The following is a 13,829-nucleotide window of genomic DNA, read 5'->3' as shown; positions in this document are numbered from 1 at the left end:
AAGTATTGAATCCCATTTTGGTCTGATGTATAATAAATCCAATTTAACCTTTATAAGGCAATGAAGAGGAAAAGTAAAGTGATTCTATTTTTCACAGAGAGCTTCGGTAGCTGAGAAGAAGCAAAAATACTCATTTGAACAATGGCCTCTGAGCTTCGTATTGAACGTAACTTTTTGTTACTAGTAGACTGCGACGAGTTTTGGGTACTCGTTATCAAAACCACAGTATAAGAGCATTTGACAGCTCCGTACTTGTAGAGGCTAATTGTGTGAGCAATTGGTGAATTAAGGTGGAACCACGAGAAGATCAACCTCGTCCTTATCTATTTATAGATAGGGGCGAGGTTTTTTTGTTTTTCAAGAAAAAGGAGGAATCGTACATGACTGTATTTATAGGAGGAGCGTGGCCATACGCAAATGGGCCATTGCATTTAGGTCACATCGCAAGTTTGCTGCCAGGAGATATTTTAGCTCGTTATTATAGGCAAAAAGGCGAGCAGGTTTTATATGTTTCCGGTAGTGATTGTAACGGAACACCTATCTCTATCCGAGCAAAGCAAGAGGGTGTTTCTGCAAAAGAAATAGCCGACCGATACCATGAAGAATTTAATGATAGCTTTAAAAAATTGGGATTTTCATATGATTACTATACTCGAACTGATACCGAACATCACCATAAAACTGTACAACAGATTTTCTTAGATCTTTTGAATAATGGTTTTATTTATAAGAAGGATATCGAGCAAACCTTCTGTGAAACGTGCGACCAGTTTCTTCCCGATCGATATGTAGAGGGATTATGCCCAAATTGTGGGCAATCTTCTCGGGGAGACCAATGTGACTATTGCTCTTCCGTATTAGATCCGCTAGATTTATTAGAAAAAAAATGCAAGTTATGCGGAGACTCACCAACAGTAAAAAGAACAGAACACTTTTATTTTTCGTTAAGTTCGTTTCAAGAGCAGCTTCAGTCTTTGGTCAAACATGCAAAAACAAATGGGGCATGGCGTGAGAATGCTGTTAATTTAACGGAGAGATACCTAAAGGAAGGATTAGTTGACCGAGCAGTTTCTCGGGATATTGATTTGGGAATAAGTGTTCCTGTCGAAGGATTTGAAGAGAAGAAGATTTATGTTTGGATTGAGGCATTATCCGGTTATTACTCTGCAAGTAAAAAATGGGCCTTGGAGACAGGAAAGGATGAATCAATCTTCTGGAATAAGGATGCGACCTCATACTACGTCCATGGGAAGGATAATATCCCTTTTCACAGTATTATTTGGCCAGCTATCCTTATGGGTATTAAAAATGAAGCAATACCGAATCATATTGTGTCCAACGAATATTTGACACTGGAAAAGAAAAAGATTTCAACCAGCCGCAACTGGGCTGTTTGGGTTCCAGATTTTTTAGATAAATATCACCCTGATTCCATTCGTTATTTTTTAACGATCAATGCACCAGAGAATAGAGATACTGACTTTTCCTGGAGAGAATTTATTTATAGTCACAACTCGGAGTTGTTGGGGGGATATGGGAATCTTGTAAACCGAACCCTAAAATTTATAACTAAGTACTATGACAGTCAAATTCCACAAGGTTCAGGTGACCCTAAAATAGAAGCTAAGATTAAGAATGTTTATTCGAGAGTAGGCCACCTAATTGAACACAGTCATTTTAAACAAGGATTGGAGGAGATATTCGAACTTGTTAGGTTCACGAATAAATATTTTGATGAACAGAAACCTTGGAAACAAGTGGAAGAAGATAAATTGGAGTGCGACCGTACGATATTTAATTGCAGCCTCGTCATTGCAAACTTGGCGCAGTTACTCTCCCCATTTTTACCTTTCTCGAGTAATGAATTAAAGAAGATAATAGGGCTGGGAGAATTTACTTGGACATTTATTGAAACAACTCCGCATTTAATTAAGAATGTGCAACCGTTATTTGAACGGATTGACATTAAAACCATTGAGGGAGAATTGGAGAGGTTAAAGGGTCAGGTGAAAAAAGGAGAAGCAGAAGCATAGAAATCATTAATGAATTTGTCTGATACAAGATAAACGAATAGTGAACGACTTCTGTTGATCGTCTTTTAAAGACAGAAGTTGTTCCATTAGATTAAGTCTATGCACACGACCTTTAATCGTTTGCAAGTTGCCATTAGTATAATAATCAATTGTAATTTGTTTATTTTCCGTAAGTTTTTTCAAAAACATGTTGTTTGGAACTCCCTTCAATGTATGTTTTACCACACCCTAAGTATATCTACTTTTCTTTAAGGGAGAATGAATTAAATGTTAAAGATTTGTGAAGATAACAAAGCCCGGGGACAGCCCCCCGGCGATTTAAAGCTTTACTCAACCGGGGGACTGTCCCCATATCCGTATAATTTTAATTCTTCATTATCATTAGGAAGGGTAACGTATTCTTCGAAGGTCATTCCGATTTTTTCAAGTAGCGTAGAAGATGCTTCATTATCTTCTGACGTTATTGCGACAATACGTTTCAAGCCTAGTTGTTCCGTTGCGTATTTCATTGTCGCGGAGGCAGCTTCATAGGCATAGCCTTTCGATTGATAACTGGATAAGAAAGCAAAACCAATATCAACGTCCTCTAAGCCTTCTCTTTTTATCAATCCACAAATGCCAATCGGTTTGTGCCCATTCTTAAGTTCTGTTAAGAATAGCCCAAAGCCGAGTTCGGAGTACATCTTCATTGGACCAGTAATAATATAGTTTTCTGCATCTTGAAGAGTTCTTATGTTTCGATCGCCTATGAAACGGATCCATGTAGGATCATTCAAAAGCTCAAAAATAAACTCTGTATCTTCAGGCGTTAGCCAACGAAGGATCAATCGTTCGGTTTCCATTACTTTCAATAAAAACACCTCATTCACGAATTTAAGACTTCTTGGTAATGTCATTTGCTATCTTATTTTATTTCATACTGTGTAATAAGACTAGTTTTACTTGGTGTGCATTTTTTATAGAATTTGAAAAAAAAAATTTGTCCTAAGGCTGCATTAGAAATCAAATTAGCGGTACCCAGAAGAAGATCAGAACTTTCTGGTCTTCTTTTCTTTGAAGAAATAGCAATGTAAACGAGTTTATAATTCATTTACAAAGTGGAATAAAATGGTATAATATAGTTAAGTAAACTTAAGTGTTTAGTTTTAGTGAAATATTTAGTTTATTTTATGATTAGGAAGAGCCTCTAAGGAGTGGATAATATGGAGATGATGCAACTGTTAATGGAAGCGCAAAAGTATTCTGAAGAAATGAGTAAGGTTTTTTTAAGAGAGTTTCAAACAATCATTCAAGAATATGACCTATCATCTAAACAATCCCTAGTGCTAAATTACTTGAAAGAGACTGGTAGATTTACCATGCACGAAGTTGCACAAATAATTAATGCGACACCAAGTGCAGCAAGTCAATTCGTAAAGGTACTGGAAGAAAAAAAGTATGTAAAAAGAGAAACCAATAGGGAAAACAGACGTGAGATTTTTGTTTTTTTGGATGAAAAAGGCATAGATTTTTTTAAGGAATTAGAGCTGGCTGAAAAGCGAGTGTTGGAAAAATACTTCATGAAACTTTCTCCGGAGGATATTGTGATCTATCATGATGTGTTGAAAAAACTGTCTGACATTGTAAGGAAAGAAGGGTAACGTTCATTCTAAGTGGAGGGAGTTGTGGGGTTTTATGAATGCAATTCCAATGGAATTTTGGTTAAGTCTTGAAGTGCTGGTGGTATGTTTTGGGTTATGGAGAGTTAGCCGATTTGTTAAAGAGTATAAAATGACGGATCGAGGTCTTCCTATTGAAGATAGAATAGAAGAAATGGTTGTAAATCAAGTCAAAAATAAAGTGTTGGCAACATTTGTTACAAGAGATCTGTTAATGATCTATTTTCTCGTCTCTAAATCGAAAGAAAGAAACATAGAAAAGAAAAACGCCTATAGCCTGCATAAAAAAGTCGGTTATGGAGGGATGGTGTTTGCTTTTATCTTTGTTTTACTGTTAGAAGGGGTCGGAGTCTCGTATTTCCTTCATAGTTGGAGCAAAGTGGCGGCATGGATTCACTTGGTTCTCTCTTTTTATATGATTGGCTTTCTCATTGGTGATTTCAAAGCGATTATCAGGAATCCAGTTCTTATATCTCAGGAAACAATATATTTTAGATTTGGATTGCGGATGAAAGTAGAGATTCTGCTAAGTAATATAGAAGGTATCCAAAGTGGAAAAATTAACTATGAAAACGATAAAAAAAGAAAAGATGTATGGGTTGCTACCTTATTAGAATTTGAAAGTCCTGATATTGAGATTGCTTTCAAAGAGCCTATCATGATTAAAGATGGAATCGGTAGGGAGCATATAACAAGAAAAATGTACCTGTCCCTCGATGAGAAAGATAAGTTTATAAGGAATGTAAGCACATTGGTTTTAAAAAACGAGGTGGTATAAATGGATGTAGCGTTGGGGTTAGTTATTCTTTTTACGTTAACCTATGAACCTATTTTGGGATATATAAATTTTCAAAAGTTTAAGAGAAAAGTAAAAACAGATGATAAAGAAAGAATTAAATTTTACAAGAATTCCATCAACAGCCTATGGGTTCCAACTTTATTTATTTTAAGCTTGGTCGGATTTACGGATTTATCACTGGAACAAATCGGTCTTACATCCATTTCACTTAACACTGAAATTCTCGGAAAATGGGTTATTTATTCTGCTATAATAGTTGGAATTATTTTTGGTCTTGCAATCCTGATTTTTATTATCGGTTATAGATTCAACAGTAAAATAAAAAACTCGATGGATAAGATGAAAAAGGAAGAATCCGCAAAAAATCAGTTTGACGTAATGATGCCAGTAACTAAACAGGAAAAAAAACTTTGGACTTTAGTATCATTAACAGCAGGCATAACGGAAGAAATAATTTATAGAGGTTTAATGATATTTGCTCTTAGTTATTTGCTCCCAGGTTTATCAATATGGTTTATATTAATATTTTCTTCTATTCTGTTCGGGTTAGCCCATACTTATCAAGGTGTTAAGGGAGTGGTTCGAACCACACTAATCGGGCTGTGGTTTTCTATCGTCTATATCGGTATTGGTTCTATCATTCCATTAATCTTATTCCACGCACTTGTAGATTATTTTGGGAAAATTGGTGAAGAATAACGAGTTCTTATTCCTGGCAGTTAAGGTAAAAGTCTCTATGCGTTGCTTTTTGAGTGTCTTATTCTTAAATTGGGGAGCGGGTCATATGAGTAAGGTGATTTTAAAATGTTTCATTAGTATTTTAGTAGCTGGTTTAATATTTTTTGGTGTTTATTTTTGGAACAAAAATATCGATGAATTAACCTTTTTTATTTGGGGAGTTGTAGCCTTCATTTTAGGTTATTATTTAATCACACCATTAATAATAGCTAAGAAAAATATGATAAAGTTCGAAGCGAAAGTAGATGCTGTTCTAAAAAGATTTAAAATGTAATCTTTTTGGGGACTGTCCCGGCGTTTTAATGCGTTACCATGCCGGGGGACTGTCCCCATATTTTTTTTTGAGAATTGAAACTATTCCCTTAGTTGAATCGACTAATTGGCAGATAAAGGGGGAAGGACGAATTGGGCGATCGAAATGAGATCATACATGAGCTTTATGAACAACATTTTGATGATGTTTATCATTATTTGTTATATTTTACGAACAGTAAGTCAGAGGCAGAGGACCTAACTCAGGATACATTCATTAAAGTATTGAAAAGTTACGATACTTTTCGCCAGCAATCATCTTTGAAAACGTGGATCCTGTCCATTGCCAGAAGAACAGCTATTGATCATTATCGTAAAAAGAAAATGATATCCATTTTACCTTCCATTTTGACTGACATGAGAAAAAGTGAAGACTATATTCCAGAAGAAGAGATGGTTCATAATCACGATTGGGGTGTTCTGCAAAAGGCCCTTATCCAATTAAAGCCTGACTACCGGAACGTGATTATTCTTCGAGGTCTAAAGGAGTATTCGATCAAAGAAACGGCAGAAGTACTGGGCTGGAAGGAATCAAAAGTTAAGGTGGATTACCACCGAGCCATTAAACTCCTTAAAAAGTATGTAAATAATTCTAACGAAGGGGTGGTGATTTTCAATGAACGAGAAAATGTACGATAATTTTTTACAGCCGTTAAAGAACAGACCCGGTATGCAGCCGGATCAAGAGTTTAAAGAAAATCTTCACAAAAAATTGTCTTCCATGGCCCACGAGCAGAAACGTGCTAAAAAAGGAATCGGGAAGCATCTAATACCTAATTTACTAACTGCAGCCATATTATTTATCGGAATTTTTGCCGGGTACGAGGTTATATTTAAAGAAAAGCATGAAATTGAGTCTAAGCATAGCAACCATTCAGACATACAAGATGTTAATCAAGTGGAACTTTCTGAACAAAAAGCCAAAGAAACGGTGGGGATCGCCTTTGTGCATGCGTCTGTTCTCTATAATGGAGGAGGACCAGAAATGGGTGAGGTGTTTTCCTATAACGGCAAGAGCTACAGATATATGGTTGAAGATTTCATCACGAAGGAAAAGGTTCTTGCCTATTTAGAGGAAGTGTATACGAAAGAAGTGGCCAATCGAATTTATGGGGCGATGGATTTTATTGAGTATAACGGAAAACTAGCGCAACCTAATCGACAGATGAGTGGTAATTTATTATGGCAGGATGCCGAAATCGCAAGCCGAAAACAGCTTAATGACCTAAGCTGGAGTATTGAGTTTAAGGTCCCTATCGACCAAGGTGTTTCTGATCCGTTTCGAATTTATCATATCAGTTTAAAGTACGAGGACGGGTGGAAACTCGACGGTTCGCTTCCATTTACTACTAAAAATAGTAGGGATATCGAAGCGGGTCAAACCCATACGTTTCAGTTAACCGATGAACAAATGATTGTCTATAAAGCATTTTCAAAGGATTTAAACGAAACACATTTAAAAGGACTTGATCCGATAAGCATTGCTTTGCTTTATGTACAGGCGGAATGGGAAGGAAGATACGATATTGCCTATGCCCTTTATACCGACAGGGAAGGGTATGTGAACTGGACGAAGGAATATGATGAAAACATCCCTTCCTCTGACCGTATATCAAGAAAGCAAATACCAATAGCATATGCAGGCTTTGCGGAAGGAAAGTTTATCCAAACCGGAGATTTTACAGGATATATTGAATTTACCAATTCTGGCAGCAAACACGGTTTCCAAATGATACAGGATGAAGATGGAATTTGGAATGTAGCATTTATGCCACTGCAATAATTTTTCATGTCCAATCTGAACCCAAGCAAAAAGCATGGGTATTTTGCAATAATTACAAAACATCCATGCTTTTCATATCCTATCAAATCAATTTACAATTATCAAACAACTCATATAAAAAACAATTATTTAATTTGGACAAAAACAAATAGGAAGGCGTCATACTGATCATTTTGCTTATCGATGTTCAGATTTTGCACGACAACCGTTATTTTGACAAGATCATTTTCCTTTGTAAAGGTTGCTTCATCTAAAGAGATTTGCTCCTTCATAGCATTATAGTTATAAAACTTATCATAGATTTCTTTTGTATTAAAGGTGATTAGATCACTAGAATTTTCTCCCTTTAATTTAATATCTATCTGGTTTTTATTAAAATCTTTCAACAAGGTATATGTTTTTCCGTCTTTTTTAATAACACAAATCTTTTGATTTTGCTGTTTATCGTACATATTGATATTTGTTTGTATAAAAGTGTCATAACCAGTAATAGGTATTGAGGCAGATGAATCAAGATTTACGTATACAGGCTGGTTAGAATCAGTAACAACAGGGTCCTGATACTCTTTAAAACCAAAGGTTTCAGTAAAATCTTCATATACTTTAAAGTCTTTTGGAAGCCATGCGATTTTTTTGGTGTAGCCCATATTGTCTAAGTAATAAATGATAGTTGTAATTGTCTTTTTATCCTTATCAGGGATGGATTCCTTTGGTTTGATTTTGTTATTTTCAAGCATATTATTTTTCACTAGTACGTTTTCAAGTGTATTAATCTGACTTGTTCGACTGATGGTAAACGCGTCAACAGGAGGTACGATGGAAACTGCTGCAAATACAATAACCATGGCAGCCACTATTCCATTTTTCCGAACAGGCAATATACTAAATAAAATTCCTGCAGCAGTTGCGTATATACCAAACAGAATTACATAATAGCGAGTATGTGTGACACCCGTATCAGTTAGACTTAAAACGGATGAGGCAATCTGGAAAAGAACAATGGGAACTAGTATCTTGGGGAAAACCTTTCTGAAAAAGACTGTGAACTTATTTTCGATTTCACTCGCTAAGATATAAACTAATATTACAGTAATCGCATAGGAAACGAGCATAGGTTCCAAAAGGTTATCCGTCCAAAAGTCTCCACCGATATTTTTGATAATGTAAATCACGAGAATTAAGGTAAATACTGCAATCAAGGGTATGACAATATAGGAAATTAGAACTTGTAAAAACTTAGGACAATAGGCTGCGGTGTTAATGTACTCTGTCTTTTGTTTCATATTTTCTTGAGATATATTTTTGTCTTCCGCTCCGGGATAGACTGGAATAAGCGATAGAAAGTACATCGGTGCAAATAGGGTAAAAATAATAGTTGCTGCATAAGAATAGACTTTATAATTGAGTGGAAAAATCAATAGGTCAGTGGCACCCAAAATGATACTAACGCCTGCCATAATAATTCCCGAGAAGAATAGGGAGATAAAAAATGATTTAAATGCAATCATAAAGCTGGCATTAAAGCTAATGGTGCTTTTAATAACTGGAACCCAAATGAAGGCAATGAGCAGGGCAAAGAGAGCAACTCCTGTTCTTATTCCCATTTCCATGCTTAGTGAATCAGTTGGTTTGATAATCAGGTAGTATCCGGCTGTTAAGAAGACCCCCACACCCATTAATACGTAACGAGTAGTAACATTAGAGTAAAACCGCTCATAGACAACTTGTAAAACTGCACTTAGAAATGCTCCAACTACGAATGTTAGAATGTATTGGGTTTGTTCCTTTTCTTCACTAATACTGTAAGCAATAAAAACGGCAGCTGCTAAAAGAAAAAGTGTCGTCAGCGGGAAACGTGTAATTGCATCGGTCAAACCTGTAAGTCTATCTTGCAGCTTTTTCATATATTTCATTTTCCTCGAACCCCCTTTATTTTTCATATGTATTATTTTTGAACGAAAGTCCCTCCACAAAAAAATATTTTCCATATTATTCATTTAATTATATCACATGGATCAATTGGTGTAAATTTACACTTTATTAATAATGCCAAAAAAGGTGTCTGTCCCCCGTTGCGTTACCACAGTAACGCAACGGGGGACAGGCACCGATATTTATACCTTTCATTTATTTTATGAAAAAGAATGTTACAATATGGAAAGAGGATGCTTAAATGAGGGTAGGGGTAAGGAATGAGTGAAAACAATATTATGCTTCGCTATTTAGAGGCACGTGATGCTGAAAGTCTTTTTCAATTAAGGAAAGAGAATCGCCAATTTTTCCAGGCGTTTGAACCTATAAGAACCGAATCTCACTTTACATATGAAGGACAATTGAAAGAAATACAAAAAGCAACTTTAGATATTGAAAAAGACTCTTCATATATATATGGTATTTTTCATCGTGAAACCCAACAGCTAGTTGGAAGAATTACATTATCCGGTATCGTTCGAGGCCCTTTTCAAAATGCGAACCTAGGTTATTATTTAGACAAAAGATATAACGGAAAAGGGTATGCTACAGAAGCTGTTCGAATAATATTAGATCTTGCTTTTGATGAATTACAGCTGCACCGGGTACAAGCAGCCGTCATGCCTAGGAATATTGCTTCCAAACGTATTCTAGAAAAGACTGGTTTTAAAAAGGAAGGCTATTCGCCGAGATACTTAAAAATAAATGGAAGTTGGGAAGACCACGAGATTTATGCCATTACAAAGGAAGACGTGGAATTAGTATTAAAATCTATTCAGATTAATTAACTGTTTCTCTCGAAAAAAACAAACACGTTTGTAATCCATTTAGCAGCGAAAGAGCCAAATAAATAAAATAAGAATAAATAAAAGTAATTGGATCCATTTTCTAATTGAAATAAGTGTAGATTTGCCAAAATCGGTTTTATTACCAAAGAGAACAAAGCACTTACTACAAATGCGTAGATGTAGTAATTTTTCTTTCGATTTAGTGTCCATTGATAAAGCAGCATGTACACAACAGGAATTAAGGAAGTATCTAGTGTAATACTAATTGGTAAGAAGGGAATAATTTTAAACGGGTATTCCCATAAGCCATGTCTGGTAGCAAATCCGTCAATATATCCTGCCATCATATGAACAGAATAGCCAAAAAAACCAATGTGAAAGGCGCGCTTACGATCGATAGTAAAGAATAAAATGATGAGTGGAAGAATGAACAATAATAAATTCACCCAAAACTGCCATGTATCTATATTGGAGTACTTTGTCCAATAATCAATCCAACCATCAGAAAGTTCTTTTTGAATACGTCCTAGTCGTTCAAAGCTTTTTACCTGACCTTCATTCATATTTCATCCCTCGTGTTCTAAAAAAATTCCTATCATTAGTATTTCAGCAATTATGAAAATTACTCAAAAATTCCCACACACCCGGTTCGTTTTTTTTTGAAAAATAGGTGTTATCTCCAAGTTTTAACATTGACTTAATAAACTGTATACATTAAAGTTACAGTAAGGTTCGGTTAGGGAGGATGAATGACGATGAATAGCGATTTTGTTATAGCACTACATAGTCTCGTTTTATTAGCTAACTTACCTAATCAAATGGCAAATAGTGAGTCCATCGCAGAAAATGTTTGTACCAATCCGACAAGAATTAGAAAAATCATGAGTATTTTACGAAAAAGCGGGTACGTAAAGACTAAAGAGGGCATAGGTGGCGGATACGTGCTAAGTTGTAACCCTGAAAAGACTACATTGTCTCAGATTTATCAAGCCATGGCAACTGGTTCTCTTAAACCTAGTTGGTGTACAGGTGATCCGGATCAAGCCTGTGTGATTTCTTCTAATACTCAGGTGGTAATGGACGAAATTTTCACTGAGGCAGAGATGCATCTTCATTCCTATTTAAATCAGATAACAATTAGCAGTGTCCTCGATAGAATAAAAAGCTGTGAACTGAAGGAGTAGGTTGGTTTCTTTCTTTTTTAGGTTGTTTATCTCGAATTCGTAATAAATTATTTCAAAATACTTTATGTTTAGGGAGTGTGTTTGATGATGGTAACATTATACTCTACACCAAGTTGTACATCATGCCGTAAAGCAAAGGCTTGGCTTGAGGAATATCATATTGATTACACTGAAAGAAACATTTTGTCTCAACCTCTTACAAAAGATGAAATCAAGTATATCCTTCGTCTTACGGAAGATGGTACGGATGAGATCATCTCTACTAATTCAAAAACATTTAAAGAACTAGACATCAATATTGAGTCTTTACCATTACAAGATTTATATGAATTAATCATCAATAATCCGAAAATTTTACGACGTCCAATTATGGTGGACGAAAAAAGGCTGCAGGTAGGCTATAACGAGGAAGATATCCGTAGTTTCCTTCCACGCAGACTGCGTACTTTCTTAAGTATCGATACACCACAGGTGGTAAATTATTAATAGTCGACTCGTGGTGGAGTGTAGGTAAGTTGTAGATTACTATCTGATAATCAAGATTTACTGTTGCATAAATATTCTTTACTGTCGTATGATTGAGCTTAACTGTCATATGACTAGGTTTTACTGTCGTTGACTAAGATTAACTGTCATATAAATCAGCATTACTGTCGCATGACTGAGCTTAACTGTCTTATAGCCACCCTTAATGAAAAACATCCAACCTGTTTGGATGTTTTTTTTATTATTTTTAGAAAAATTAAAAAAAGAGTAGTCGACTTCGAAATATTGTTATATAATATGAATTAAATAATTTATCTGTTATATAACATTAAAGGGAGGGAATGCAATTGTTCAAAACAGATTCAATTGCAAGAAGAATACTTGGTTGGAAGTTAAATAGATGGGATCGTTGGTATGATTATGAAATGGGAACATTCATTCATGAGTCTGACTTTCAGCCCGAGCATAACCTGGACCATGCTATGGTAATCGTTGAAAGATTAAAGAAATTCGGATTTAGTTTTTCCAGTGATGGAGTCTCAGAGGCTTCCTTTAATGACATCAGGGGAACAGGTGATACATTATCACAAGCTATTACAAATGCTGCGTATACCATTATTGAAAAGAATTCTGTTGTAGAAAGCACTAGACTATGGAATCAATTATGCTAAAACCTAAAACAAGGTAAAGTTGGTTACTTAAAATAGGTAACCAACTTTTTTATTTGGCTAAAATTATTTCTGTATTCGAATATTTCGTAAGTGAAAATAATTTGCTGATATGGTATGATAATCCATAAAAAATGATCATTGGAAACGGAATGGAAGACACACAACTATGATCAGCTTTGGGAGATGGAACAGCGTGCAGAGTTGGAAACGTAATTTATGGGTGTTATGGATTGGGGTGTTTTTTACAGCAGCCAGTTTTTCCATGGTTATTCCCTTTTTGCCGATATTTCTATTGCAAATTGGTGTTCATGAACATACGGAAATGTGGTCAGGATTGTTATTTAGTTCAGCTTTTTTTGCCGGTGCGGTCGCAGCACCTTTTTGGGGAAGGGTAGCGGATCAATATGGCAGAAAACCAATGATTGTTCGGGCAGGGATTGTTCTCTTTTTTATCTATACTCTAATGGCCTTTGTGACTAATCCCTATCAAATATTGGTGTTGAGAATTTTACAGGGATTGTTGAGCGGATTTATTCCAGGAGCCATAGCGTTAATTGGAACCAATACACCGAATGAAAAAGTTGGTTATGCACTTTCTTTAATTTCTTCAGCTTCTGCATCAGGGACGATTATTGGTCCTTTGCTCGGTGGAGGAATTGCACACCTCGTGGGAAATCGATGGGCGTTTGCTAGTGCAGGTAGCATCGTTCTTATTGCCACTTTGTTAATTATATTTTGGGTAAAAGAAGAGAACTTCACACCAAACAAGGAACGGGGCTCTGTAAAAAAAGACCTGAAAATCGCGTGGTCCAATCGTCCGTTTATGTTCGTCTTATTGTTGTTGGTGGTTACGTCGTGCTCAGTGATGACAATTGAACCTGTCCTTCCATTATATATTGTTAAATTAGGTGGTTCGTCTGAAAATGCATCACTAATCGCAGGTATAGTATTCTCACTCCCTGGAATTGCCTCTGCCATCTTTGCACCATATTGGGGGAAATGGGCAGACAAGGTCGGTTTCCATCGAGTTCTTTTTATCGGTTTATTAGGTGGAGGAATCGGGATGCTGGCGCATATTATATTCAGCCAAATTTGGGGATTTTCCATTATTCGGTTTGCTTTTGGCGTATTTTTCTGCGCAGTGTACCCGGCATTAAATGGTCTGGTTGTTACATCGACAGAAAGTGATTTCCGAGGAAGAGCGTTTGGGTTAAGCCAAACAGCCAACCAGATAGGTGGAATGGTAGGACCAATCCTTGGAGGATTCATCGGCGGAATTTTTCCAATCCAAATTGTCTTTATCGTGACAGCTGTTTTACTTCTAGCTGCAACAACAATGGCCTATTGGAACACCAATGGACAGAAGCGTATTTTAAGACGCAAAGCTGTTTCATAACTTCAGAATA

16 protein-coding genes and 1 other annotated feature are annotated in these 13,829 nt (G+C 36.0%); of the genes, 12 read left to right on the top strand and 4 right to left on the bottom strand.

Going from position 1 to position 13,829, the window contains the following annotated elements; genetic code table 11:
• Positions 1 to 51 precede the first annotated feature (51 nt).
• Positions 52 to 324: a binding site (T-box leader), on the top strand.
• A gap of 26 nt (positions 325 to 350) precedes the next feature.
• Positions 351 to 2,033: a methionine--tRNA ligase gene (gene metG, locus RCG25_RS13515; RefSeq protein ID WP_308079339.1), complete on the top strand. Its 1,683-nt coding sequence runs from the start codon at positions 351 to 353 to the stop codon at positions 2,031 to 2,033.
• Between the two features lie 6 nt (positions 2,034 to 2,039).
• Here the strand turns inward: metG and RCG25_RS13510 are convergent, their stop codons facing one another.
• Positions 2,040 to 2,222 carry a YolD-like family protein gene (locus tag RCG25_RS13510; protein ID WP_308079338.1) on the bottom strand — a complete coding sequence of 61 codons (183 nt, stop codon included), beginning with the start codon at positions 2,220 to 2,222 and terminating at the stop codon, positions 2,040 to 2,042.
• Positions 2,223 to 2,359: 137 nt separating this feature from the next.
• Positions 2,360 to 2,884, bottom strand: coding sequence for a GNAT family N-acetyltransferase (locus RCG25_RS13505; protein WP_308079337.1), 525 nt, complete (start codon positions 2,882 to 2,884; stop codon positions 2,360 to 2,362).
• A gap of 351 nt (positions 2,885 to 3,235) precedes the next feature.
• Between RCG25_RS13505 and RCG25_RS13500 the strand changes: the two genes are divergently transcribed.
• The 6 genes from RCG25_RS13500 to RCG25_RS13475 all read left to right on the top strand — a co-directional run bounded on the left by RCG25_RS13500 (position 3,236) and on the right by RCG25_RS13475 (position 7,323).
• On the top strand, positions 3,236 to 3,673 hold the full coding sequence (locus tag RCG25_RS13500) for a MarR family winged helix-turn-helix transcriptional regulator (protein ID WP_308079336.1): 438 nt from the start codon (positions 3,236 to 3,238) through the stop codon (positions 3,671 to 3,673).
• 34 nt (positions 3,674 to 3,707) lie between these two features.
• On the top strand, positions 3,708 to 4,469 hold the full coding sequence (locus RCG25_RS13495) for a hypothetical protein (protein WP_308079335.1): 762 nt from the start codon (positions 3,708 to 3,710) through the stop codon (positions 4,467 to 4,469).
• Positions 4,470 to 5,189 (top strand): CPBP family intramembrane glutamic endopeptidase, encoded by a 720-nt coding sequence (locus tag RCG25_RS13490; RefSeq protein ID WP_308079334.1) that lies wholly within the window; start codon positions 4,470 to 4,472, stop codon positions 5,187 to 5,189.
• Positions 5,190 to 5,274: 85 nt separating this feature from the next.
• A complete protein-coding gene (locus RCG25_RS13485; protein WP_308079333.1) occupies positions 5,275 to 5,502 on the top strand; it encodes a hypothetical protein in 228 nt (75 codons plus the stop codon).
• 131 nt (positions 5,503 to 5,633) lie between these two features.
• A complete protein-coding gene (locus tag RCG25_RS13480) occupies positions 5,634 to 6,179 on the top strand; it encodes an RNA polymerase sigma factor (protein ID WP_308079332.1) in 546 nt (181 codons plus the stop codon).
• Complete coding sequence (locus tag RCG25_RS13475; RefSeq protein WP_308079331.1) at positions 6,157 to 7,323, top strand: DL-endopeptidase inhibitor IseA family protein; 1,167 nt, start codon at positions 6,157 to 6,159, stop codon at positions 7,321 to 7,323. The genes RCG25_RS13480 and RCG25_RS13475 overlap by 23 nt, the downstream gene beginning before the upstream one ends.
• Positions 7,324 to 7,448: 125 nt before the next feature.
• Here the strand turns inward: RCG25_RS13475 and RCG25_RS13470 are convergent, their stop codons facing one another.
• Positions 7,449 to 9,236, bottom strand: a complete 1,788-nt coding sequence (locus RCG25_RS13470) for a DUF4153 domain-containing protein (protein ID WP_308079330.1) — start codon at positions 9,234 to 9,236, stop codon at positions 7,449 to 7,451.
• Positions 9,237 to 9,515: 279 nt separating this feature from the next.
• Between RCG25_RS13470 and RCG25_RS13465 the strand changes: the two genes are divergently transcribed.
• On the top strand, positions 9,516 to 10,082 hold the full coding sequence (locus tag RCG25_RS13465; protein WP_308079329.1) for a GNAT family N-acetyltransferase: 567 nt from the start codon (positions 9,516 to 9,518) through the stop codon (positions 10,080 to 10,082).
• Here the strand turns inward: RCG25_RS13465 and RCG25_RS13460 are convergent.
• Positions 10,079 to 10,645, bottom strand: a complete 567-nt coding sequence (locus RCG25_RS13460) for a CBO0543 family protein (RefSeq protein ID WP_308079328.1) — start codon at positions 10,643 to 10,645, stop codon at positions 10,079 to 10,081. The two genes, RCG25_RS13465 and RCG25_RS13460, sit on opposite strands and share 4 nt — an antisense overlap.
• A 192-nt stretch (positions 10,646 to 10,837) precedes the next feature.
• Between RCG25_RS13460 and RCG25_RS13455 the strand changes: the two genes are divergently transcribed.
• The 4 genes from RCG25_RS13455 to RCG25_RS13440 all read left to right on the top strand — a co-directional run bounded on the left by RCG25_RS13455 (position 10,838) and on the right by RCG25_RS13440 (position 13,819).
• Complete coding sequence (locus RCG25_RS13455; protein ID WP_308084180.1) at positions 10,838 to 11,266, top strand: RrF2 family transcriptional regulator; 429 nt, start codon at positions 10,838 to 10,840, stop codon at positions 11,264 to 11,266.
• Positions 11,267 to 11,353: 87 nt separating this feature from the next.
• Positions 11,354 to 11,752: a transcriptional regulator SpxA gene (gene spxA / locus RCG25_RS13450; protein WP_308084179.1), complete on the top strand. Its 399-nt coding sequence runs from the start codon at positions 11,354 to 11,356 to the stop codon at positions 11,750 to 11,752.
• A gap of 347 nt (positions 11,753 to 12,099) precedes the next feature.
• The gene (locus tag RCG25_RS13445) at positions 12,100 to 12,423 is read left to right on the top strand and encodes a BC1872 family protein (protein ID WP_308079327.1); all 324 of its coding nucleotides are present in this window, start codon (positions 12,100 to 12,102) and stop codon (positions 12,421 to 12,423) included.
• A gap of 193 nt (positions 12,424 to 12,616) precedes the next feature.
• Positions 12,617 to 13,819: an MFS transporter gene (locus RCG25_RS13440; protein ID WP_308079326.1), complete on the top strand. Its 1,203-nt coding sequence runs from the start codon at positions 12,617 to 12,619 to the stop codon at positions 13,817 to 13,819.
• The last annotated feature ends 10 nt before the right edge of the window (positions 13,820 to 13,829 follow it).

The sequence above is a fragment of the Neobacillus sp. PS2-9 genome, assembly GCF_030915525.1.
Taxonomy (GTDB): domain Bacteria; phylum Bacillota; class Bacilli; order Bacillales; family Cytobacillaceae; genus Neobacillus.
Note: the sequence above shows the minus strand (reverse complement) of the source record. Positions and strands in the feature narration are given on the sequence as shown.